Here is a 22,198-nt window from a genome sequence, read left to right on the forward strand (position 1 = left end):
TTCTAAATCTCCGATAAAATGAAAACGCTCCAATTATTCACAATCTTCATTCTGGTTTCTTGCAAAAATACTGGAGAACAGAATTCAGTTTTTTCTTTAAATAAGCCACAATCAGAACCCTATAAAACTGAGTTGAGTAGGCAGATTAATAAAACCTCAAATCAAGAGTTGACCTATATATTTAATGGATATCAAAAAATTAAGGATAAAGAATATGTGGATATCATCATTAAAGGGGAAGACTTTGAAGCCAAAACATTGGTATTGGTAAATTATTGGGGCAAACTAGAAAATATTAAGAAAAAAGAGGGGAAAGGTTACAAAGGTTCGGAGCTTAAACATTTGGTGATTTCAAAAATCACTAACAATCCTTATAGTGATTTTGAATATAAGGATGTTGAAGAGATACTTGATTAACGTTAATCAGTTAAATTAAGGCTTCTACCTTATTTACCAACTCGCTAATTTCAAATGGCTTTTCTATAAAATCATCGGGCTCGCAATCAAGCTGTTCTAACTTTAATGTGGCTGCCGATAAGAGTATAATTGGAATGTGGGCGGTTTGAGAAGACTCTTTTAGAGATTTACAAATTAAGCGACCATCTGTCTCGCCAAGATAGATATCCAAAAGGATAAGATTTGGATTATAAGCTAAAACCTTTTCTTGAAGATCTATCGAATTCGAAATTCCTTGAACGGCGTAGTTATACTCTTCAAAAATTAATGAAATAATATCATGTATACTTTCTTCATCATCAATAACGAGAATCTTTTTTGAGCGCTTTTGCATGAATTACAAATCTATAAATATGCACAAATCATGATTCAAGTATTTATACCCGAATTAATACTTAAATTAATTATGAAACTCGTTAGATTTTGAAGGATATATTGCTTTGCTTATGTGTAAACCAATGTACCATGATTTAATAAATATATTCAAGTACAACAGAAAGTAAAATAAGCGAGGTATTTTGAATACCATTTTCTAAATCGTAATTAGATATTTACTCCGACGTTATAATTTTTAAGCATCTTTTTCAAAAGATGTCTGGAAACGTGAATTTTAGTTTTTACAGTACCCAGAGGAATATTCATTTCATCGGCAATTTCGTGGTATTTATAGCCTTCAAAATAACGGGTGAAGCAATATCTGCAATCTTCTGGCAAGCAAGACAGTGCTTTCTGAATGTCTTCCATCATAAACTTATTTGTACCGCTATTTGATGTAGCACTTTGGAAGAGCTGTACCGAAGTAAGTTCATCACCTTGGGTAACCATTTCATTTTTGCGTTTAACTTTATGATAATGGTTTAAAAAGGTGTTTTTAAGAATGGTAAAAAGCCAAGCCCTTACATTGCTTCCCAATTCGAATTTTGCTGAAAAACGGAAAGCCTTCATAAAGGTATCTTGCACTAAATCTGCCGCATCATCTTCATCTCTGGTGTAGGCGAAAGCACGATCTAAAAGCGGCTGTTTGTATTGGTAAATGTCACAGTTAAAGTTTAAGCTTTCCATAGGTAGATCGATTGATTGAATACCTAACAAAAGCGAGCAGAATTTGGTTAGCGGGAAAATACCCGTTTTTTTACTGAATATTTTTTAAGGGCTAAAAAAGGGTAAAAAAGCGGGTATTATCAATTAATTTCTACTGAATGTAACCATTTCTCATGGCGAATCGGATGAGTGAAACCGAGTTTTTGGTTCCCGTTTTATTAATGAGTGCTTCTCTTTGACTCTCTACCGTGCGCCTACTTAGGTATAACTGGTCGGCAATTTCTTGGTTGGTTAATCCATCAGCAATTAGCTTTAAAACGTTAATTTCACGTTCAGAAAATTCGATATGGTGACTGGGACTTTCGGATAATTTGCCTAAAAATTTGTTGAATCTTTCTAAGATAGAAATACACAAATTAGAGGATAAATAGCGTTTTCCCTTCATTACGTGTTGTAAACAAAACAACAATTCATCGGCTTCTACGTTTTTAGTTAGGTAACCAAAAGCGCCTGAAACAAAGGCATTTGAAGCATACTTGTCTTCCTCTAAAACAGAGAGCAAAACCACTTTTGTAGCAATTCCCTTTTCCTTTAATGCCGTAATTAAACTTAGGCCATCCATCTCTGGCATTACTACATCCGATAAAATAATATCCGCTTCAATTCCTTGTTCAAAAAGTCTTAAAACCTCCAAGCCGTTTTCTACTTCTGCTACTACTTTTATGCCTTCATATTTCTCTAAAAGTGCGTGTAAAGAAGTACGTATAATGTGGTGGTCATCCACTAGGATAATTTTAATCATAACCCAAATTTAATTACGGATTTGTAAAAATTAAAATCACTACTTCGGTAACTCGATGTAAAAGGTGGTTCCGATACCAACTTTACTCTTAAACCAAATTTTACCCTTGTGTAAATCTACAATTGCTTTGATAATGCTCATGCCAAAACCTCCACTTTCCTCACCTTTTAAGCCAGGTCTTAATGTTTCAGGAATTCGATCAAAAAGACCATGCTGCATGGCCTCCGGAATCCCGATTCCGTTATCTTCAACAGAGATAATTACCGAATTTGGTTGATCTTCGATATGAACTTTTATAAAACCGTTCTCATCGGTAAATTTTAAAGAATTTGAAATGAGATTATTGATAACCTGAAGAAATTTCATGCTATCAACATTTATATAAATTTTATCTGATGATGTTGTAAAGCTAAACCTTTTTGTATCACTTAAGCCAGATCTTTTGTAAAACCGAACAACATCTCTAAGCTCCCAAACTAAATCGGCCCGCTCTTTCCCAATTTCTACTTCTGCCGATTTTAAAAACTCTTTATTAATCATGCTCCTAACCAAGAGGAGGTTTCTAGCGCACATATCTTTAATAAATTCAAGCGAATTTATCATATAACGATTGCCGGTTTGGGCTATTCCATCCTCCATGGAAGATGCAGCCAAGCTCATCATTCCGAGTGGTTCTTTAAGATCGTGCGCCAATACTTCTAAGGTAATGTTTTTACGGGCATTAATCTGCTCGATGTGTATTTTATTGTGGCGCATTACCGTGGTATCTTCTACTGTACCAATCAAATACATTATATCTGCCTCTTTAATTGGCGAAACAATTAATCGAACATATTTTTCGCGGTTGATTTCGTGCATCAAACGAAATTCGTACTTTTTAGATTGGCCATCGATCAAACATTCCTCGTAGCACGCTTGAACGTGCTCAATATCTTCTGGATGGATTTTTTCTAAAAGAATTTCTGGGTTTTCTTTAATACTTTTTACATCGATTTCCCAAATGCTGGAAATTGATTGATTAAGGTATTCGAACTTATTTGAAGATACTTCGTAAATAAAATATCCATCATTAGAAAGTTCTCCCAGTTTACAAAAGAGTTCGTTGTTTAATTCAGACATGTTTATTTGTTTTGGTTAAATTAATTTTATTTTGCAATAAATACTAACCCAACCACAACAGTAATTTTTTAAAAAGGTTTTAACAATTTAAATGAAAATAAAATTCTTTTTAGGTTTATAAAAAACATGTGGATCGGATGAGATTTGGATGGCTGTGGAATAAATAATATGGGGTATAATCGACTATATTAAGCCTATGATCAATTGTTAAAATTAGCAAAACGATAGTGATTTCGCATAATTTGAAATGCATTTAAATTTTAAATTTAACTATATCGTTTTGACTTTTTGCTTCTACAGTTTCTCAAAAATACTTCAAACTTTTTCAAAAAACGGATGGTTGTTTAAGTACATCTTTAAAAAATTACTATGGCAACTACAACGAAAAAGGCTGAAGTTAAAACCTCGGCAACTAAAACACCCGCTACTAAAGCGAGCACAAAACCTACTGCAAAATCGACAGCTAAGCCACAAAACAAAACTGGAAAAATGGAAGATTCAGAATTCCACGAATTTTTTGTTGATGAACTGAAGGATATCTATTGGGCAGAAAAGCATTTATCTAAGGCTTTGCCAAAAATGAAAAAGGCTGCAACGAGTACCGAATTGGCAGATGCCTTTGAAAAGCACACCGCAGAAACTCAAAGCCACATTGATACATTGGAGCAAATTTTTTCATTATTGGAAGAAAAAGCAGTCGCAAAGAAATGTGATGCTATGGCTGGATTACTTGAAGAAGCAGACGGGATAATCGAAGAAACAGATAAAGGAACGATGGTTCGCGATGCTGGATTAATATTAGCTGCACAAAAAGTTGAGCACTACGAAATTGCAACTTACGGAACGCTAAAGGTTTTCGCCGAAAACATGGGCCATACCGAAATAGCAGAATTGTTAGGCCAAACTCTTGAGAATGAAAAAGCTACAGATGTTGCTTTAACAGAAATTGCAGAGGGTTATGTAAATCAAAGCGCTGCAGCAGAATAATAAAACCTTGTAGGTACGGAAGAATTAATACTTCTTCCGTACATTTTAAAAATCCGCTCCAAGTTAAGTCGAAAATTGGCAAGCATAATCGTTCGGTTGGCTGTCCGAAATTTCAAACATTTTTATCGAAATGGTGTTTAAACATTACGTATTTATACCTAATATTTACCTATCTGCTTTTTTACAAAAAAAAATAAATGTCGCTGAGTTTCTTTAAAAATAACTTTATAGTAAAAAAACGCGTATTTCGTACAATGTGGCTTTTAAGATGATGGTATAACATTTGTTAAAAAATTAATATCTCTCTTAACCTATAGCAAAATGACTCAGATTGAATTCAATAACATGGTTAAAAGCCATTCCACCTCATTGAAAATGCATGCATTAAACTTCACAAAAGATGTAGAAGATGCTAATGATTTGGTACAAGATACGATGCTTAAAGCCATTCGTTTTTACAATAATTTTGAGGAAGGTACCAACTTTAAAGGTTGGTTATTTGTAATTATGAAAAACACTTTCATAAACAATTATCGCAAAACTGTTAAATCGAAAACCCTAATTACGCAGGAGGAAGATATTTCATCCATGAATTTAATGTACAGCTCTGAAAAAAATGGATCAATCAGTAAAATGATTGTTGATGATATTCAGAAAGCATTAAATCATCTTCCAGAAGTTTACAGTATCCCATTTATAAAATATTTTGAAGGATTTAAGTATCACGAAATTGCAGATGAGCTGCAGATTCCGCTTGGCACAGTGAAAACCAGAATCCACGTGGCTAGAGAGATGCTTAAAAAATATTTAAAAACATACGCTAAATCTGATCAAGTTGGATAGGTTTTCCGTTGAGGCCTTAAATCTCAACTATGAATTATAACCTGAACACTTCAGTATTTCAAGTCATATCATGTTTTAGTTTAAATATATGTGCCTCTATCACTGCCTTATATCATGTCTGTTTTAAAACTATTCACTTTTTTTTAAATAAAAATCTGATTTAAAATCTGTTACGTATTTAAGATATCCATTGCAAACTCTTAAATTATTTTCTCATGATTATTAAACACAGCAGCTCCATCAAAGAACTGGAATCGATCAGAGTTGGAGATAAAGTACAAGATGAATACGGAAAAACAGGTTTTGTAGAAGAAATTGAGGTTCTTAAGCACAGAGATAGCCATCAATATTATTTCAGGCTTAAGAATTCTGGAACCATTTTAATTTTAAAATAAAAAAAGGCAGGTTTTTAAGCCTGCCTCTGTCATTTTCTATATCGATTTCAATCCTGAAATAGTAGCAATAAAATTAATTATTACATTTTCAATTATTTAGGTTTGAATAAACTGAACAAAAAATAGATTGCTGAATTTTTATGCGCTAAGCACAGTAACTTTAACAGCTTCTACGCCCAATTTTGTTTGTTCAACATCAAACTGAACAATATTATTTGATTCTATAGTATCAATTACGCCGTGCGCATAAACTCTTAATTCATATCCACCATTTGATGATGTTATAAATCCAAAACCTTTCTCTTTATCGTAAAATTTTACGGTGCCTAGCTTCATTTCATACTGATTTAGAATCTAAACATAAAAAAAATAGGATTGTTTTAACAAAACAATAGATGTAGCTATCCCATAAATAGATTATTCTATATTTCCGGGTGATTAAATTTTTGATTACTTATAGATTTCTAATATTCATCGATTTTTTGAATCTCAGAAAAACCACCAATCAGCAATAGATCTTCTGCATTTGGCAGCTTAGCTAATCTACGTGGAAGTATTTTTCCCTCAATATTACCAATCCTTTTTATTAAATTAAGGTTTACAAGCAATGTTATATATTCAATTGTCAATTCCTCACTTCCTCTACATAACTTTAATACTCTTTTGGTACTTATTATTTTCTCTTCTCCAAACGCTCTAAGAATATTATCTAATAAATCAGCCTTTTCACGAGTGAGACGGAATGTTATATTCATAGCTCAAACTTTTTCTGCCCCAAAATTACGGAGATGATATAAATTTTATAGCTAAATGGAATATAATGGCTAAAATGAATACGCAATTGAAGATTATTTGGCAAAAAACTTCAAAATGTTAGTTACTAACAGATTGTTAATAATTATTGTGTAAAACCAAACTAATAAAATCCTAAATTGTTGAATATAAAATAGAGATAAAAAAGTCCTGTGAGCGGGAGATCCGCGTTGGGCAGGCACACCATAAAAGCACGAAATCCCTGCCTTTTTGAGCCGGGATTTCTTTTTTAGGGATAATCTGTTTTTATTGATTTTAAAATTATGAAATCCATCAAGTGTGATTCAATTTCATCTTTCTTTTAATATAGCTTTATAAGCAATCAAAAATTATATAAGATGCGACGCAGATGTGTTTTTTGAAAAATTATTGGGGTAAAATGCGTATTCAAACCCCAAACTAAAAGCAATTTCCACAACTCTTTAATCCATATTAATCAATAACGCTTTTTATTTTTTATTCCAAGTTTCTCTATTTAAGTAAGTTAGCATTCTTAAAAGTTGTTTTCAGGTTTTTGGCTCGTAGTTTGCTATTAATGGCGCATAACTAGCTAAATGAAAACCTCTACTTTACCAAAATATAGATGCGCAATCATCGATGATGACCGCATGACCGTTGATATTCTTAAAAACTATATTTCAAAAATTTCTAAGATCGAAACCATCCATGCTTTTACGGATCCATTACAGGCACTTAGTCAAATATCTGAAAATGACTTAATTGATTTCCTTTTTCTTGATATTAGGATGGATATTTCGGGAATCGATGTGGCTAAAGTTCTTCGAAATAAAGTGAAATTTTTAATATTTGTAACCAGCTATAAAGAATATGCGCTCGATGCTTTTTCAGTTGATTGCGATAAATACCTTGTTAAGCCTGTTCTTTTTCCTGATTTTTTAAATGCCATCAACGAGATTATAATTAAGGATAAAAAGCAGTCTAGAAAACCAGTTAAATAATTCTACGAGATTTATTTACCTAATATTAATAGGCAAATCTCAATATAAAAATTATTGGCTTCAAACATTGCCATTGTATTCCTGTTATATTTCTGTTCCCGATTTTTCCAAATTAATTTCCGGGTATTTAAATACAACAAAATATGAAACATTTTGATGCCATCATTATTGGTTCAGGGCAGGCAGGCGTTCCGCTCGCTAAAAAACTCGCTCTAGCCGGAAAGAAAACAGCAATAATTGAAAAAAAACATATCGGCGGAACTTGCATAAATGTTGGTTGTACCCCAACTAAAGCAATGGTTGCTTCTGCAAGAGCTGTTTACCAAGCTAAAAGGGCAAATGAACTGGGGATCGAAATCCATGATATAAAAGTTAACCTCAAAAAAATAAAAAGCCGAAAGGATGGAATCGTCGAATCTTTTCGATCGTCTGCGCAGAAAGGTTTAGAGTCAACAAAAGGGCTTAAAATAATTTTCGGTGAAGCCAGATTTTCAGCACCAAAAGAATTAACTGTTTTGGCTAGCGATGGCATTGAAGAGAAATTAACGGCCGATTGGATTTTTATAGATACAGGTGCCAAAACAACTATTCCAGATCTAGACGGACTTTTAGAAGTAGATTATTTAACATCAACAACCATTCTTGATTTGGAAGAAATACCCAAACATTTGGTGGTTGTTGGTGGTAATTATATTGGGTTAGAATTTGGACAAATGTTTCGCCGTTTCGGAAGTAAGGTTACTATTCTAGAAAAATCTAAGCGCATTATGGGACGAGAGGATGAAGACATTTCTAACGAGATTAGTGAAATTTTTAAGGGTGAAGAGATAGATATTCTTACAGAAACCCAAATTGTAAGGATTATTAAAAAACAGAAAAATCAACTTATTTTAGATGTTAAAGCTGGCAACCAAAATAAAAAAATAGAATGTAGCCACATATTGATCGCTACGGGAAGAACGCCACAAACTGAAAAATTAGGTTTAGAAATCGCAGGAATAAAAACCGATAAAAAGGGAAATGTTTTGGTAAACGAAAAATTGGAGACCAATGTTAAAGGGGTTTTCGCTTTGGGGGATGTAAAGGGTGGCCCCGCATTTACGCACATTGCCTATAACGATTACACAATTGTTTATCGTAACTTAATCGAAAATACGAATTACACCATTTCTGATCGGCCAGTGCCATATTGTATGTTTACCGACCCACAATTAGGACGGATTGGTTTATCGGAAAATGAAGCAAAAGAAAAAGGATTAAATTATAAAGTAGCCAAAATTCCAATGTCGCAAGTGGCAAGAGGTATCGAAACAAATGAAACTTTGGGGATGATGAAGGCTATTGTGGATGCCGACACTAAAAAAATTCTTGGCGCATCCATTCTTGCATCAGAAGGTGGCGAAATTATGTCGGTGCTCGAAATGGCGATGGAGGGCGGGATTACGTATGATCGGATTAGATATTGTGTTTTTGCGCACCCAACTTATTCCGAATCATTGAATAATTTATTCATGAAAATCGAAGATTAGATCAACAATGATTGAATTAAAAAGCGTTAGTAAAAGTTTTGGAAATACACAGGCGGTAGATCAAATTTCTTTTAAGGTTAACGAGAAGGAGAATTTGGTTTTGCTTGGCACCAGTGGTTGTGGCAAAACAACTACGCTTAAAATGATCAACCGATTAATAGAACCAGATGCTGGAGAAATTATCATCAACGGAAAAGATATAACCAATCAAAATCCTGAAATTCTTCGCCGTGGAATTGGTTACGTAATGCAAAATATTGGTCTTTTTCCGCATTACAATATTGCTGAAAATATAGCAGTTGTACCCAAATTATTGAAATGGGATAAAGAGAAAACCCATCAAAGGATTGCCGAATTAATTGAAAAACTTCATTTGCCAAATAATTGTTTAAAAATGTTTCCGCACGAATTAAGTGGCGGACAACAACAACGGGTGGGTTTGGCTAGAGCATTGGTTACAGATCCTGCTGTGCTCTTAATGGATGAACCTTTTGGGGCGCTTGATAATGTAACTCGATCGAGCATTCAAGCAGAATTTAAAGCTTTAGAAGAATTAAAACGGAAAACAATTGTAATGGTAACGCATGATGTTCAGGAAGCTTTTGAATTGGCAGATCGCATTTGCCTAATGGATAAAGGCGAAATTATCCAAATCGGAACCCCGAAAGATTTACTTTATAATCCTACAAATGATTTTGCAAGAAAATTTCTTGATGGGCAACGTTTGGCGCTTGAATTTAAAGTGATTACGCTCCAAGATCTTTGGGGTTTTCTGCCAGCAGATCAAATTTCAAATGGGGAAAAACCTTTAGATGCATCTTCAAATATTTGGAATGCGATGGAAAATATTAGATCAACTTCCAATGGCAGAATTCGAGTTTCCAATACAAATAAAGAACAGAAATCGGTTGATTTTCAACAGTTAACCCAGGCATTTAATCAATACAAATACAATCATCACCATGAATGAGCAACAGCAAACTTTATGGGGTTTTATGTCTGAGCAATCGGATAAACTGCTGAACCAGACCTTACAGCATCTCGGTTTAACATTTATTTCTTTACTTTTTGCCATTGCAATCGGTCTTCCTTTGGGAATTTTAATTGCTCGAAAGCGAAAACTCTCAACCGGTATTTTGGGCTTAGCAGGCATATTACAAACTGTTCCCAGCATTGCATTATTGGGGTTTATGATTCCCGTTTTGGGGATTGGTGCAAAACCGGCAATTGTAGCGCTGTTAATTTATGCTTTACTGCCAATTATTAGAAATACCTACACGGGCATTATTGGGATTGATCGGCATATTATTGAATCAGCAAGAGCGCTAGGAATGAGTAAAATGCAAATCCTTTTAAAAGTAGAATTGCCTTTGGCCATGCCAGTTATTCTTGCAGGGATTCGTACTGCAACTGTAATTAATGTGGGCGTGGCTACCTTAGCATCATATATTGCTGCAGGTGGATTAGGCGAATTTATTTTCGGAGGCATCTCACTCAATAATACCAATATGATTTTGGCAGGCGCAATTCCAGCCGCTTTATTGGCCGTCATTTTGGATTTCCTTTTATCAATCATCCAAAAAATGGATTTTAAAAAATTGAGAAAAGTACTGTATGTATTTCCCGTTCTGATTATTGTTTTGAGTGGATTTTATATTTTGCCATCGGCTTACAGTTCTAGACTCACTGCAGGCTTTACACCCGAATTTATGGGCAGGCAGGATGGCGATTTGGGTTTGAAATCTGAATATGGACTTAAAATTCATACGATTGTGATTAGTGATGCCGTAATGTACAAAGCGGCCTATTCCAAAGAACTTGATGTAATTAGTGGATATTCTACAGATGGAAGGTTGAAGGCTTTTGATCTTAAAATTCTGAAAGATGATAAGGGGATTTTTCCTCCATATTATGCTGCGCCGATTGTTAGAGAAACATCTTTAGAGAAATTTCCTGAGTTAGAAAAAGTGCTGAATCTCTTGTCGGGGAAAATTACCGATTCCATTATGACGGATTTAAATTATCGAACAGATTATCTTCATCAGGCGCCAGAACGGGTTGCAAAAGATTTTTTAGTTAAGAATAAGTTATATAAGGATTCGAGAAATGGCCAAAATGGTACCGTAAGAATTGGCTCGAAAATTTTTGGAGAACAATATATTCTCGCCGAAATGTATAGCATGTTGATTAAGGGAAATACGGATTATAATGTTTCGACGAAAACCGGTTTAGGTGGAACAAAAATCTGCTTCGATGCGCTGGTAAATGATCAAATAGATTTTTATCCAGAATATACCGGAACAGGACTTTTAGTGCTTTAACAGCCTAATCCAAAGCTTTCGAAAGAGATTGCGCATGATAAGGATCGAACCTATAATTATGTTAGCAAAGAATTCGAAAACAAATTCAAAATAAAGTGGTTAAAGCCCATAGGATTTAACAATTCTTATGCGCTTATGATGAGGCAAAAACAATCAAAAGCACTAAATGTTAATACCATAACAGACTTAACAAATTATCTAGATAAAAATTAATGAATCTGGCAGAACACTATACTCAGATTAGGAAATATTCCGAAAAAATTTGTGCGCCATTAGCTACCGAAGATTATGTGGTTCAGCCGATTGCGGATGTTAGTCCGCCGAAATGGCATTTGGGTCACACCACTTGGTTTTTCGAAACATTTGTTCTAAAACCAAATGTTACAGGTTATCAAGAATTTGATGAGAATTACAATTACGTTTTCAATAGCTATTATGAAACTGTTGGCAACCGTGTAATTAGAACGGATAGAGGAAATTTAAGTCGACCGAGCGTGGCTGATATTTACAAATACAGGGCTTATGTTGATGAAGCAATGGTGAAATTTTTAGCTCAGCCAATTGATGGCGAGCTAAAAGAATTGATCACCCTCGGTTTTAACCACGAACAGCAACACCAAGAACTTTTAATTACAGATATTAAATACATTTTAGGAAACAATCCTCTTTTTCCTGCTTATGATGATCATTGGAAAGAAGATTCTTCGATAAGAAATGAAAATGATTTTGTGACTATTGAAGAAGGGGTTTATGAAATTGGTTATCAGGGCGATGACTTTCATTTTGATAACGAACTCAATCGACATAAAGTTTACTTAAACGAATTTTCCATCAGCACAGCTTTAGTTAATAACGCCGAATATTTAGAATTTATAAATGCTGGTGGCTATCAAAATTTTAATTATTGGCATGCCGAGGGTTGGGATTGGGTAAAAACAAACAGCATTTCTGCACCAATGTATTGGCATTTAATTGATGGTGGGTGGTTTAATTATACGTTTGCTGGTTTAAAAGTTTTAGATAAAAATCTAGCTTTAAGTCACATTAGTTATTACGAAGCTTATGCTTTTGCGAGCTGGAAAGGCATGAGATTACCAACAGAATTTGAATGGGAAATTGCTGCAGAACACTTTAATTGGGGGCAGCGATGGGAGTGGACGGAAAGCGCATATTTACCATATCCAGGTTTTAGTAAGGCACCGGGAGCAATCGGTGAGTACAATGGAAAATTTATGGTTAATCAGAAGGTATTGCGAGGTGCATCTATCGCCACACCAGAAAATCACAGTCGCGTTACTTACCGCAATTTTTTTCACCCAAATTTAAGATGGCAGTTTACGGGCATTCGCCTGGTTAAATAATCAAATTTATGAGCACGATTACTACTGAAACAACAACAAACAAAATACAATTTTTGGAAGAAACGTTAATCGGTTTAAAAGCCGAACCAAAGTTTATGCATTCCAAATATTTCTACGATGAAAAAGGCGATTACATCTTCCAGCAGATTATGAATATGGAGGAATATTACCTAACCGATGCAGAAATGGATATTCTTTCCAACCAAACCAGCGAACTTGTGCAGGTGATTTCTGCCCAGGGAGATGCTTTTGATTTGATTGAGCTTGGTGCTGGCGATGCCACAAAATCCATTCATCTATTGAAAGAATTAATCGATCAAAAGCATGATTTTACCTATTTTCCCATCGATATTTCTGAACACGTAATTTCAGATTTAGAGCAAAATCTTCCCTTGAAACTTCCTGAATTGAGTATGCAAGGATTAAATGGAGACTACTTTGAAATGCTTAAACGGGCAACAGAACTATCCAAAAGGAGAAAAGTAGTATTATTTATGGGCGCAAATATTGGCAACATGAATGTGGAAGATGCTCGTAATTTTTGCATTGAATTGAAAAATGTACTTTCAGAAAATGATATGTTAATTGTCGGTTTCGATTTAAAGAAAAATCCACAACAAATTCTCTCCGCATATAATGATCAGGAAGGCATAACACGTTCCTTTAATTTAAATCTTCTCCAAAGAATAAATAAGGAACTAGATGGAAACTTCAATCTGGAAAATTTTGAACACTATGCATTCTATGATCCAGAATCTGGTGCCTGCAAAAGTTACCTGATTAGTCTTAAAAATCAACAGGTAAAAATCGGTGAAACTGAAGCCATCAGCTTTGGAGAAAACGAGTATATTTTTATGGAAATCTCTCAGAAATATTCGTTGAAAGAAATCGATCATCTTGCAAAATCTTCGGGCTTTAAATTGCTTACCAACTTTTTTGATGATAAAAGCTATTTTGTAGACTCCGTTTGGACGATTAATTAAATCCGGTAAACCGAAAGCAGATCTGTTTGTTACTAAATGTAAATAGGATTTAACTCATGGAAAAAGAAATATTAATAACCGAACTGAAAAAACTTTTAATTGGTGGTACTGCGCATGTAGGTTTAAAAGATGCCCTTGCAGATTTACCTTTTGAATTGCTGGGTGAAAAACCACATAACCTGCCTTACAGTATTTGGCAGTTAACAGATCATATTAAAATTGCCCAGTGGGATATGCTTGAGTTTAGTAAGGATGCAAACCATAAATCGCCTAAATGGCCCGATGAATATTGGCCGAAAGAAACCGCACCAAAAGATAAAGAAACTTGGGAAGCGACCGTTAAACAGATTGATGATGACCTAAAAAAATTCATCAAAATAATAGAATCTGAAGATCTTTTTGAGCCAATTCCGCATGGCGATGGACAAACCATTTTGAGAGAAGCCTTTCAAGTTGCTGATCATAACGCTTATCACATTGCCGAAATTATTGTAATTAGGCGATTATTGGGAGCTTGGAAAAGTTAAAGTCTTAATCAACCCCTAAGTTTGGCGCATAGCCACCCTAATATTTTCTTACATTCTAACTAAATTTATCATAACAATAATTGATTATTTAAAACAAGAATAGTAACTGTCAGCATTGTTGTGGGAAAAGCGCTATGGATTTTTCACTGCATTCGGAATGACAGAGTACTAGAAAACGGTCTAAAATCATGTTAAATAGCAAAGAAGTATTTAGCTCATTTTCTGTAAATGATCTATCAAAGGCAAAAGAATTTTATAAAGATGTTTTGGGTTTAGAGGTTGTAGATAATCCGATGGGGATTATTGAGATTCATTTCCCCAACTCGAGTAAAGTGATGGTTTATCCAAAACCAAATCATACACCTGCAACTTTTACAGTGCTTAATTTCCCTGTAGAAGATATTGATCAAGCGGTTGATGAATTAATTAAAAAGGGTGTCCAATTTGAAATATATGATGAGGAGTATTTAAAGACAGATGAAAAGGGAATTTCCAGAAATAATGGCGGACCTTCAATTGCTTGGTTTAAAGATCCTGCAGGCAACATTTTTTCAGTTTTAAAGTCATAAACTTCTTTAATTTTCTTATTGCCGTTTAGCTGCAAATCTTTTATCGGTAAGCGTACGGAGGAAATTTTCCAGGTCATCTTTTTCAGTTTCCGTAAGGTTTAAGGGTTTTGATAATAGAGAATCTCTCGTAACTGGATTTGGAACTATTTTTTCGGGATCGTTATAATAATTAATTACTTCCCTTAAGGTTTTAAACATTCCATTATGCATGTATGGCGCAGTTAATGCGATATTTCTAAGTGGTCCGATTTTAAATTTACCCAAATCTGCCGGTTTTTTGGTGATGCCTGCTCTACCACTATCCAAGAGTTTTTTTCCATCGTATAAACCAATCGTTCTAAATTCTACATTATTAAAATCAGGACCAAAATGGCATTGTACACAATTGCCTTTACCATTAAATAGAATAAAGCCACGCTTTGCCGAAGCACTTACAGCATCTTCGTTATCATTCATCCGCCAATCATCAAAAGGCGAATCCGTGGTTTCTAACGTCCGCTGAAATTCTGCTAGGGCAGAAGCAAGGTTGTTTTGATTAGGCATTTCATGAAATACATTTTGAAAAGCCTTGCGATAGAAAGTGTTTAATTGCAAGCGTTTAACTGCAATGGCAATAGGTAAATCCATTTCTATAGGATTTGCAATTGGGATGAGTGCTTGTTTTTCTAGCGTAGAAGCTCTGCCATCCCAAAAGAAACTTGCTTGCATACTCAAATTCATGGATGATGGCGTGTTTCTAATCCCTTTTCGATTGTGTACACCAAGGCTAACAGCCGAAGTATCTGCAAAGGCAAATTCTTCTTTATGGCAAGAGGCGCAACTAATTTTTCTGGTTCCCGACAAAATTGGATCAGAAAAGAGCAATTTACCAAGCTCTACGGCATTTTTTGGTTCAGGCTTGGTAAAGGCAAATTGTGCTCCAATAATTACAAATGCACACAGCACAAGTAAGCAATAAAACTTTCTCATAACCTAGTTCTTAGCTTAATTATTTTACTGCTTTTATTTTTTTATAAACAGTAGCATTAGCGCCCTCAACTCTACCTTTGCAGGTATCGGCTATTACATCAAATCGTACCGAATCTTGAGCACCATACATGGTCATTTTATAAGTGCCTTCATATTTGGAATTACAAATAGGATCAGAAATATAAAGAGTATCCTTTTTTAATCTGTAAGTTCCGGTAACAAACGATTTTTGATTTGCAAAGCCATCATAAGTTCCGTTATTTCTAAAAAGGAGCATTATTGCCATTGGCCCTTTTTTATACACTTTTTTCCATTCCCATTTTCCCAATAAAGGATTGGGTTCATCATAAAATTTGAAACTGCATAGGGCAACAACAATCAGGCTGAAGAATACTAATTTTTTCATGGTGTTTAAATTTTAGGTTAAATTAATTACACCACAAAGTAAGATAATGGAGAAATGAAAAGAGTTTGCTGATGTTGCAACATCATCTTAAAACGTTGCATAATTCGTTTAATTGAAGGAAAATTTAATGATTTACAGCTTCGGAGGGTGAAAAACCAAAATGTTTGGAGAAGCTGGTTGAAAAATTTTTAGGGTTTCCATAACCCACCATGTAAGAGATTTCTGATACGGTTCCTGTTCTGTTTTTAAGTAATTCGTAGGCTCGCTGTAAACGGATTAAACGAATTAAATCTCCAGGACTTTGATTAAGTAGTCCTGTTAATTTACGGTGCAATTGTGTTCGGCTAAGTCCAATTTCGTCACCTAGTTTTTCTACACTAAACTGCTCATCATCTAAATGCAGTTCTACAACTTTTCTTACCTTGTTCAGAAAAACTTGTTCCATAGATGGTAAATCGGAAGTATCAGTTAACCAAATATGACCAATACTAAATTTTTCTCGAAGCTGAATCCGCAACGTGATCAGATTTTCGATAACAGCCAATAATTCTCTCTGATCGAATGGTTTGCTGAGATAAGCATCGGCTCGGGTTTCAAAGCCCGTAATCCGGCTCTCGGTATCTGCTTTTGCGGTAAGAATAATCACCGGAATGTGGCTGGTTTTAGCATCTTGTTTTAACGTATTGCAAACTTGATAACCATCCATAATCGGCATCATTAAATCGGTAACTACCAAATCTGGAATGTTTTCAATAGCCTGATTGATACCTTCTTGGCCGTTGCTAGCCGTAATGAGGCGATATTTAGTAGAAATCAATTCAGAAATATAATTGCGGAGTTCTACATTATCTTCAATAACTAAAACTAAAGGAAGATCTTTTTCTTCATTTGCTGGTACAACAGGCAAGCTAAGTTCCGTTTGATGTGAAATTTCCGGTAGTATTTTGACTTTTTGTATCGTTGCTCCTTTTGAAATTTGAATTGGTAATTGAACTTGAATATCTGTTCCTTCGTTTTCTTTACTGTATAGAAAAAGCTTACCACCCATCAGTTCAACAAGTTCTTTTGTAATGGCCAAACCAATCCCTGTACCTTCATTCGCTCGCGTATCCGAAGAATCAACCTGATAAAAGCGATCAAAGATGTATGGAATTTTTTTATCTGGAATCCCAATGCCGGTATCGGTTACATTTATAGAGATGCTCGAAACCTCGTTATTTTTTCCTTGGCTAATTTCGAGCAAAACCAATCCACCAGCTCCGGTAAATTTTATGGCATTTGAAATTAGATTATATAAAATCCTTTCTAGCTTATCTATATCGATTAAAATTTCTATTTGATCAAATGCAGATTGAAAATCAAGCTTAATTCCTTTTTGCGAAGCCAGCGATTCGAACGATAAAAAATTACGCTTAAGCAAACCAATTACTTCAGTTGGACTATTACTGAGTTCCATTTTTCCAGCTTCTAATTTGCTGAGGTCTAAAAGTTGGTTAATTAAATTCAGTAATCGCTCTGCATTTCTTTGAATTGTATCTCCGTAATTAGTGAGTTGTTTATCTTGTGTGCTATTTAAAAGCTGTTTAACCGGGCCTAAAATTAATGTTAATGGCGTTCTAAATTCGTGCGTCAGGTTAATAAAGAATCTAGATTTTACAGCATCCATTTCCCTAAGTTTATCGGCTTGTCTTCTCACTTCTGCCGTTCTTTCGCTTACCGTAACTTCCAATTTTTCTGCTTGTTGGGTAATCAGTTCCAGTTTGTCTTGTTCCTGAGCAATGGCTTTGGTAGAAAGTTCTTCTACTTCGATTAGCCTTTTAGATAAATTGAAATTTGTTGTTGCAAAATCTAACGCCAAATAAATTGAATAACAGAAAGGAAAAGATAATATGCCCAAGCTCATTACAAAGCACCTTAGTGGGTAATTTCCCCAAAGTTTGAAAACATCTGCGCCCACGAAAAAGTAAAATAAAACAATCAAAACCATGCCCAATCCAACAATCCATACATGAGATTGTCTTTTCTTAATCGCTCGGAATAATTTCCAAATTCCATCAGCCATTATGATTAAAAAAATAATACTGAAACCATCCTGTGAATTGTTCAGTGGGAAGATTGAATATTTTAAACAGTACAAAAGGGTGATGATTCCGATGGTTATTCCTTTCCATTTAGGGATTTTAGCATTTGCTGTTTTGTACAAAAGAATCCACGCTGTTGTTGTACCTAAAATGCAACTTAAAAAGAATATGGGATTGGATGCGTATTGAATTACAGGATTAGAGGTGACATTGTAAATACTTACTGCCCAACTTGTGGCCGCGAAGAAAACGGAAAAAAAGAAATAATATAAATTAAGTTTGTTTTTGGGATAAAATAAGAAAAGAAAAAGATGGAGCAAGCCCAATGCTAATTGCGCAGCTACACTTAAAAACATATAGTTAAAAAGTGTTTTACTTTCTTCATTAGCTACATGCATTTTTTTATAATCGCCAGCCCAGATTTGGAAACCGGAAAAATCTGGAAATATAGGCTGATAATTGCTGTAATGGATAGCTATTAGATGTGGTTTTGTATCCTCAATTTGGAAAGGAATTACTTCAAATGGCGCTCTTTCCCTTTGCATATTTTTTTCAGAAGTGCCAATTTTGCCAAACCCACCTTTAAATTTTCCATCTATGTAAATTTCAGATGCGCCATCATGGTTAATTCTTAGGCCAAGTGTGTTTTTTGTTAATGCGCTATCTACCGTAATCCACAATCTAAACCAACCGGTGCCTTTCCAATTTGGTATAATGTTTAAATCTCCGAATCGTGGATTAACAGATTTCCATAGACTATCCGAAAAAAGAGGATTTTTCCAATTTGAATTGGATCCAGAATTAAACTTCCAATTTTTATTCGTCAGCCCAAACTCTGATTTTTTGTTTTTTAAACTGTCTGAAGATAAATGAACAGGTAAGGTTTGCGCACATACCGAACCACAGCAAAACAAAAGCACGGCGAAAACACCCAAAAAGACATCTTTTATTAAGCCAAGAAAATTTGAAGATTTAAGGCGCATAACAGAGCGGATGTTATTTCCTCTAATCTATAAAATATTAAATAAATTTGATGCTTTAGTGTTTAAAATTCTGAATTTAAGTGAGTTAATTTTAGTTTTTTAACAACTTTTGATAGAATGGTTTAAGTTGTTCGGCAAGAATTAAATGATCTGCCACACTTGGATGACCTGTACAACCATGCGCTTGCATTAAAGGAAAGAAAAAAGTTTCAACTGATTTATCATTTGGATATAAATTATTAACCTTTGATTTTATAGTCAATAAGCATTTTTGTAAAACTTCTCTTGATGTGCCTGATATCATCGGACTGCTTAACAATGCAATTCGAGCCTTTGGATATTTCTGCTTTACGAGTTTAATAAAGTTTACAAAATTATCGGTAAAAATTTTTTCGTCGAAAGGTTTTCTTGGCGATTTTCCATCTCCATTACTCAAATCATTTGTTCCTAAAGCAATGCTTACAATTTGTGGTGTATAAGTTTTAAAATTCCATTTAACTGGGTTGTTGAGCTGGAAATCTATGTTTTCATAAACTTGAGGCATTGATAGCCCTTCCATATTCCAAGTGCGATAAATGCCAATACCACTTACACTACTCATAATATAATTTACGCCTAGCGCTCGTGCAACTCTTGGTCCATAAGCCATGTATGCATTATGTTGATCTTGATATTCTCCTTTTCCACAAGCTACTTCAGAAGTATCTGATGCTGCGCCACAAGTAATGCTATTGCCAATAAATTCGATTAATGGGGCTTTAATTACCGATTCTGCTTTAACATGACTGGCCACGATTTTTGAAATAATTATGGGTCCTGTATGTGCTTCGGTAGCTTTATAAATCCAAACCGTGTGTTCGCCTTTTCCTGAAGTTTTAATAACGATTGGCTCCTTTAAATTTCCATTAATACGGATTCTTTTTTGATAAACCCCATCCAATTCGTACTGGATATAATTATGCGCTCCTTGATCTTTAACAGAAGCGAAAATAGTGCATTGATCACCTTCAAATTTAAAACCAAAATGTACAGCAGAGCTGATAAGTTCCAATTCCTGTTGCTTATTTAACAATGTACGGCCAAAAGGTTTTAATTGTGAAGCATAAAGCGTATCAATTATATTTTGTTTTTCTTGAGCCTGACCAATTTCGCCCAAAAACAAAATGGTTAACAAGAGGATAAAAGATTTCATAATTATTCTTATTTCCATCAATAATAAAGAAACAAAAATGCTTACTGCTTTTCTTGCAAATAAATATCATAAAATGCTTGAAAAGTGTAATTTCTAATATTCCCGATTTATCAAATAATATTTTATTTGAGCATCAACCTAATTAAAATGCCTTGCTTATTCTCTCTTGGTGGTGCGTGGAGACACGTACCACGGCTTTAGATCTAACTCTGTTTTAGGCTTGATGCCTTGGTTCTTATGTACAGGAAATAAAAAAACTTAAAATCAAAATTTAAAGAAACTGAAGTTTGTAACAAACCTAATAATTACACTTCTTTAATATCTGCAAAGCTTAAATTTACAAGTACACCTAAACGTAAATCCCTATGATTAAGCACTTCTTTTCCATATCCTTATTTCTTATCCCTTTACTTTCTATAGCTCAAGAAACCTTTAAAATTAATGGAAATGGTAACGGTTTAATCAACGGGAATAAAATTTACTTGGTTTATGAGTCTAATAATAAGCAGATTACAGATTCTGCCTTTGTTAAAGATGGTCGCTTTAATTTTAGCGGAAAAGTAGAATTTCCTGTATTTGCTTCTTTGTTTTTAAATAAGAATCCATATGTAAACAAGCTAGCAAAAGGTGAAAACATGGATTATTTTAAGTTCTATTTAGAAAATAGTCCTATAAATATGGCAACAACTGATTCTTTAAAAAAGATCGTAATTACTGGATCTCCTGGCAATGCACTTAATAAAGAATTGCGATTAATGTTGAAGGAAAATGACGAGAAATTTGTTTCGCTGCGAAAATCTTACGAGGCTTTGCCGGAGAAGAACCAAAAGGATAGTTTGGTTTTAGATAGCTTTATTAAACGGGAGCAAATGATTATGCATGAATCTTTTCAAATTCATTTGGCTTTTGCAAAAAAACATCCTACTTCTTATTTAAGCGTAATTAGCTTATCGCAAATTGCAGCCCAACCGGGAATGGCAGAACCTACAAAACTTGCATACGATAAACTTTCTCCAAAACTGAAGGAAAGTCCAATGGCAAAGGGAATCCCTATACTTGTAGCCTCGCAAGAGCGTGCGAAAGTGGGCAAAATTGCACCTAATTTTGAACAGCAAAATGCAGAAGGGAAAATTGTGAAGGTATCAGACTTTAAAAATAACTATCTGTTGTTGGATTTCTGGGCCAGCTGGTGCGGGCCATGTAGAGCTGAAAATCCAAATGTAGTGGCTGCATATCAAATGTATAAATCAAAAGGATTTCAAATTTTAGGGGTTTCGTTAGATTCTCCTGGACAAAGAGACGCTTGGTTAAAGGCAATAGAAACTGATAAGCTTACTTGGCCTCAAGTATCAGATTTGAAGGGGTGGGATAACGCCGCTGCTAAGGTTTATGGTGTAAGATCAATCCCAGCAAGTTTTTTAATTGATCCTTCAGGTAAAATTATTGCTCGTGACTTAAGAGGAGCGGAGTTGAACAAAAAACTGAAAGAAATTTTTAAAGATAAATAACTAAAAAGTGCTACACTTTAGTTAACAAATTGTGGAATAATTAATAAGATAACATGAATGCACAGATAAGTTTAAATGCTTTGCATTGTTTTGCACAAAGAAATTTAAAATTCTACAATGGAAAACATCAAAGCCAATATCAGTTCAGATCTACAACAGTTTATCAATAAATTTGAGCCCATCAAATTTAAAATGATGGCAAAGGGAATTGAAATTAGAGGCATAAATGATTTGCACAGAAATATCGTTGAAGCCAATCAAATTATAGAAAGAATGGGATTAAAACTTATCGTTTCTCATAATGCAGAGATGCTCAGTTATCGTGGTTTTGAAGTCAATAATCTGTAAATTACT

At 34.4% G+C, this 22,198-nt stretch carries 23 protein-coding genes and 1 pseudogene; 14 read left to right on the top strand and 10 right to left on the bottom strand.

Annotated elements, in window-relative coordinates:
• The first annotated feature begins 18 nt into the window (after positions 1 to 18).
• Positions 19 to 417 carry a hypothetical protein gene (locus H7U22_RS19460; protein ID WP_187073013.1) on the top strand — a complete coding sequence of 133 codons (399 nt, stop codon included), beginning with the start codon at positions 19 to 21 and terminating at the stop codon, positions 415 to 417.
• A 10-nt stretch (positions 418 to 427) separates the two neighbouring features.
• Here the strand turns inward: H7U22_RS19460 and H7U22_RS19465 are convergent, their stop codons facing one another.
• From H7U22_RS19465 to H7U22_RS19480, 4 genes are all read right to left on the bottom strand, one after another.
• A complete protein-coding gene (locus H7U22_RS19465; protein ID WP_187073014.1) occupies positions 428 to 790 on the bottom strand; it encodes a response regulator transcription factor in 363 nt (120 codons plus the stop codon).
• A 209-nt stretch (positions 791 to 999) separates the two neighbouring features.
• Positions 1,000 to 1,518 (bottom strand): RNA polymerase sigma factor, encoded by a 519-nt coding sequence (locus H7U22_RS19470; protein WP_187073015.1) that lies wholly within the window; start codon positions 1,516 to 1,518, stop codon positions 1,000 to 1,002.
• A gap of 130 nt (positions 1,519 to 1,648) precedes the next feature.
• The gene (locus H7U22_RS19475) at positions 1,649 to 2,299 is read right to left on the bottom strand and encodes a response regulator (RefSeq protein WP_187073016.1); all 651 of its coding nucleotides are present in this window, start codon (positions 2,297 to 2,299) and stop codon (positions 1,649 to 1,651) included.
• 39 nt (positions 2,300 to 2,338) lie between these two features.
• Positions 2,339 to 3,418, bottom strand: a complete 1,080-nt coding sequence (locus H7U22_RS19480) for a PAS domain-containing sensor histidine kinase (protein ID WP_187073017.1) — start codon at positions 3,416 to 3,418, stop codon at positions 2,339 to 2,341.
• A 369-nt stretch (positions 3,419 to 3,787) separates the two neighbouring features.
• Between H7U22_RS19480 and H7U22_RS19485 the strand changes: the two genes are divergently transcribed.
• From H7U22_RS19485 to H7U22_RS19495, 3 genes are all read left to right on the top strand, one after another.
• A complete protein-coding gene (locus H7U22_RS19485; protein ID WP_187073018.1) occupies positions 3,788 to 4,405 on the top strand; it encodes a YciE/YciF ferroxidase family protein in 618 nt (205 codons plus the stop codon).
• 321 nt (positions 4,406 to 4,726) lie between these two features.
• Complete coding sequence (locus H7U22_RS19490) at positions 4,727 to 5,248, top strand: sigma-70 family RNA polymerase sigma factor (RefSeq protein WP_187073019.1); 522 nt, start codon at positions 4,727 to 4,729, stop codon at positions 5,246 to 5,248.
• Positions 5,249 to 5,463: 215 nt separating this feature from the next.
• A complete protein-coding gene (locus tag H7U22_RS19495) occupies positions 5,464 to 5,643 on the top strand; it encodes a hypothetical protein (protein WP_187073020.1) in 180 nt (59 codons plus the stop codon).
• A gap of 138 nt (positions 5,644 to 5,781) precedes the next feature.
• Here the strand turns inward: H7U22_RS19495 and H7U22_RS19500 are convergent, their stop codons facing one another.
• Together H7U22_RS19500 and H7U22_RS19505 are read right to left on the bottom strand one after the other, a co-directional pair.
• Complete coding sequence (locus H7U22_RS19500; RefSeq protein ID WP_187073021.1) at positions 5,782 to 5,979, bottom strand: cold-shock protein; 198 nt, start codon at positions 5,977 to 5,979, stop codon at positions 5,782 to 5,784.
• Between the two features lie 128 nt (positions 5,980 to 6,107).
• The gene (locus H7U22_RS19505; RefSeq protein WP_187073022.1) at positions 6,108 to 6,398 is read right to left on the bottom strand and encodes a hypothetical protein; all 291 of its coding nucleotides are present in this window, start codon (positions 6,396 to 6,398) and stop codon (positions 6,108 to 6,110) included.
• Between the two features lie 612 nt (positions 6,399 to 7,010).
• Here H7U22_RS19505 and H7U22_RS19510 point away from each other — a divergent pair.
• The 8 genes and pseudogenes from H7U22_RS19510 (at position 7,011) to H7U22_RS19545 (ending at position 14,705) form a co-directional block, all read left to right on the top strand.
• Positions 7,011 to 7,415: a LytR/AlgR family response regulator transcription factor gene (locus H7U22_RS19510; RefSeq protein ID WP_187073023.1), complete on the top strand. Its 405-nt coding sequence runs from the start codon at positions 7,011 to 7,013 to the stop codon at positions 7,413 to 7,415.
• A 143-nt stretch (positions 7,416 to 7,558) separates the two neighbouring features.
• On the top strand, positions 7,559 to 8,944 hold the full coding sequence (locus tag H7U22_RS19515) for a mercuric reductase (protein ID WP_187073024.1): 1,386 nt from the start codon (positions 7,559 to 7,561) through the stop codon (positions 8,942 to 8,944).
• 7 nt (positions 8,945 to 8,951) lie between these two features.
• The gene (locus tag H7U22_RS19520; protein WP_187073025.1) at positions 8,952 to 9,914 is read left to right on the top strand and encodes an ABC transporter ATP-binding protein; all 963 of its coding nucleotides are present in this window, start codon (positions 8,952 to 8,954) and stop codon (positions 9,912 to 9,914) included.
• 25 nt (positions 9,915 to 9,939) lie between these two features.
• Positions 9,940 to 11,478 (top strand): annotated as a pseudogene (locus H7U22_RS19525) (ABC transporter permease/substrate-binding protein).
• On the top strand, positions 11,478 to 12,626 hold the full coding sequence (gene egtB / locus H7U22_RS19530) for an ergothioneine biosynthesis protein EgtB (protein ID WP_187073026.1): 1,149 nt from the start codon (positions 11,478 to 11,480) through the stop codon (positions 12,624 to 12,626). Before H7U22_RS19525 ends, egtB begins: the two are co-directional and overlap by 1 nt.
• 8 nt (positions 12,627 to 12,634) lie before the next feature.
• Entirely contained in the window at positions 12,635 to 13,609 is a 975-nt protein-coding gene (locus H7U22_RS19535; RefSeq protein WP_187073027.1) for an L-histidine N(alpha)-methyltransferase, read from the top strand.
• A 56-nt stretch (positions 13,610 to 13,665) separates the two neighbouring features.
• On the top strand, positions 13,666 to 14,136 hold the full coding sequence (locus tag H7U22_RS19540; RefSeq protein WP_187073028.1) for a DinB family protein: 471 nt from the start codon (positions 13,666 to 13,668) through the stop codon (positions 14,134 to 14,136).
• 188 nt (positions 14,137 to 14,324) lie between these two features.
• On the top strand, positions 14,325 to 14,705 hold the full coding sequence (locus H7U22_RS19545; protein ID WP_187073029.1) for a VOC family protein: 381 nt from the start codon (positions 14,325 to 14,327) through the stop codon (positions 14,703 to 14,705).
• A 15-nt stretch (positions 14,706 to 14,720) separates the two neighbouring features.
• Here the strand turns inward: H7U22_RS19545 and H7U22_RS19550 are convergent, their stop codons facing one another.
• The 4 genes from H7U22_RS19550 to H7U22_RS19565 form a co-directional block, all read right to left on the bottom strand.
• Entirely contained in the window at positions 14,721 to 15,674 is a 954-nt protein-coding gene (locus tag H7U22_RS19550; protein WP_187073030.1) for a cytochrome-c peroxidase, read from the bottom strand.
• A gap of 19 nt (positions 15,675 to 15,693) precedes the next feature.
• A complete protein-coding gene (locus tag H7U22_RS19555; protein ID WP_187073031.1) occupies positions 15,694 to 16,080 on the bottom strand; it encodes a hypothetical protein in 387 nt (128 codons plus the stop codon).
• A 124-nt stretch (positions 16,081 to 16,204) separates the two neighbouring features.
• Entirely contained in the window at positions 16,205 to 19,144 is a 2,940-nt protein-coding gene (locus H7U22_RS19560) for an ATP-binding protein (RefSeq protein ID WP_187073032.1), read from the bottom strand.
• 91 nt (positions 19,145 to 19,235) lie between these two features.
• Positions 19,236 to 20,336 (bottom strand): SGNH/GDSL hydrolase family protein, encoded by a 1,101-nt coding sequence (locus H7U22_RS19565; RefSeq protein WP_187073033.1) that lies wholly within the window; start codon positions 20,334 to 20,336, stop codon positions 19,236 to 19,238.
• Positions 20,337 to 20,701: 365 nt separating this feature from the next.
• On the opposite strand from H7U22_RS19565, the gene H7U22_RS19570 reads away from it, so the two are divergent.
• The gene (locus H7U22_RS19570) at positions 20,702 to 21,844 is read left to right on the top strand and encodes a TlpA disulfide reductase family protein (RefSeq protein ID WP_187073034.1); all 1,143 of its coding nucleotides are present in this window, start codon (positions 20,702 to 20,704) and stop codon (positions 21,842 to 21,844) included.
• Positions 21,845 to 21,961: 117 nt separating this feature from the next.
• Positions 21,962 to 22,192 (top strand): hypothetical protein, encoded by a 231-nt coding sequence (locus H7U22_RS19575; protein ID WP_187073035.1) that lies wholly within the window; start codon positions 21,962 to 21,964, stop codon positions 22,190 to 22,192.
• The last annotated feature ends 6 nt before the right edge of the window (positions 22,193 to 22,198 follow it).

This window comes from Pedobacter fastidiosus (genome assembly GCF_014306625.1).
GTDB classification, from domain to species: domain Bacteria; phylum Bacteroidota; class Bacteroidia; order Sphingobacteriales; family Sphingobacteriaceae; genus Pedobacter; species Pedobacter fastidiosus.

What these genes read in the sequence shown, in the direction of transcription:
- H7U22_RS19460 (WP_187073013.1), top strand. Translation starts at nt 19, where the DNA reads ATGAAAACGCTCCAATTATTCACAATCTTCATTCTGGTTTCTTGCAAA.
- H7U22_RS19465 (WP_187073014.1), bottom strand. Translation starts at nt 790, where the DNA reads ATGCAAAAGCGCTCAAAAAAGATTCTCGTTATTGATGATGAAGAAAGT.
- H7U22_RS19470 (WP_187073015.1), bottom strand. Translation starts at nt 1,518, where the DNA reads ATGGAAAGCTTAAACTTTAACTGTGACATTTACCAATACAAACAGCCG.
- H7U22_RS19475 (WP_187073016.1), bottom strand. Translation starts at nt 2,299, where the DNA reads ATGATTAAAATTATCCTAGTGGATGACCACCACATTATACGTACTTCT.
- H7U22_RS19480 (WP_187073017.1), bottom strand. Translation starts at nt 3,418, where the DNA reads ATGTCTGAATTAAACAACGAACTCTTTTGTAAACTGGGAGAACTTTCT.
- H7U22_RS19485 (WP_187073018.1), top strand. Translation starts at nt 3,788, where the DNA reads ATGGCAACTACAACGAAAAAGGCTGAAGTTAAAACCTCGGCAACTAAA.
- H7U22_RS19490 (WP_187073019.1), top strand. Translation starts at nt 4,727, where the DNA reads ATGACTCAGATTGAATTCAATAACATGGTTAAAAGCCATTCCACCTCA.
- H7U22_RS19495 (WP_187073020.1), top strand. Translation starts at nt 5,464, where the DNA reads ATGATTATTAAACACAGCAGCTCCATCAAAGAACTGGAATCGATCAGA.
- H7U22_RS19500 (WP_187073021.1), bottom strand. Translation starts at nt 5,979, where the DNA reads ATGAAGCTAGGCACCGTAAAATTTTACGATAAAGAGAAAGGTTTTGGA.
- H7U22_RS19505 (WP_187073022.1), bottom strand. Translation starts at nt 6,398, where the DNA reads ATGAATATAACATTCCGTCTCACTCGTGAAAAGGCTGATTTATTAGAT.
- H7U22_RS19510 (WP_187073023.1), top strand. Translation starts at nt 7,011, where the DNA reads ATGAAAACCTCTACTTTACCAAAATATAGATGCGCAATCATCGATGAT.
- H7U22_RS19515 (WP_187073024.1), top strand. Translation starts at nt 7,559, where the DNA reads ATGAAACATTTTGATGCCATCATTATTGGTTCAGGGCAGGCAGGCGTT.
- H7U22_RS19520 (WP_187073025.1), top strand. Translation starts at nt 8,952, where the DNA reads ATGATTGAATTAAAAAGCGTTAGTAAAAGTTTTGGAAATACACAGGCG.
- egtB (WP_187073026.1), top strand. Translation starts at nt 11,478, where the DNA reads ATGAATCTGGCAGAACACTATACTCAGATTAGGAAATATTCCGAAAAA.
- H7U22_RS19535 (WP_187073027.1), top strand. Translation starts at nt 12,635, where the DNA reads ATGAGCACGATTACTACTGAAACAACAACAAACAAAATACAATTTTTG.
- H7U22_RS19540 (WP_187073028.1), top strand. Translation starts at nt 13,666, where the DNA reads ATGGAAAAAGAAATATTAATAACCGAACTGAAAAAACTTTTAATTGGT.
- H7U22_RS19545 (WP_187073029.1), top strand. Translation starts at nt 14,325, where the DNA reads ATGTTAAATAGCAAAGAAGTATTTAGCTCATTTTCTGTAAATGATCTA.
- H7U22_RS19550 (WP_187073030.1), bottom strand. Translation starts at nt 15,674, where the DNA reads ATGAGAAAGTTTTATTGCTTACTTGTGCTGTGTGCATTTGTAATTATT.
- H7U22_RS19555 (WP_187073031.1), bottom strand. Translation starts at nt 16,080, where the DNA reads ATGAAAAAATTAGTATTCTTCAGCCTGATTGTTGTTGCCCTATGCAGT.
- H7U22_RS19560 (WP_187073032.1), bottom strand. Translation starts at nt 19,144, where the DNA reads ATGCGCCTTAAATCTTCAAATTTTCTTGGCTTAATAAAAGATGTCTTT.
- H7U22_RS19565 (WP_187073033.1), bottom strand. Translation starts at nt 20,336, where the DNA reads ATGAAATCTTTTATCCTCTTGTTAACCATTTTGTTTTTGGGCGAAATT.
- H7U22_RS19570 (WP_187073034.1), top strand. Translation starts at nt 20,702, where the DNA reads ATGATTAAGCACTTCTTTTCCATATCCTTATTTCTTATCCCTTTACTT.
- H7U22_RS19575 (WP_187073035.1), top strand. Translation starts at nt 21,962, where the DNA reads ATGGAAAACATCAAAGCCAATATCAGTTCAGATCTACAACAGTTTATC.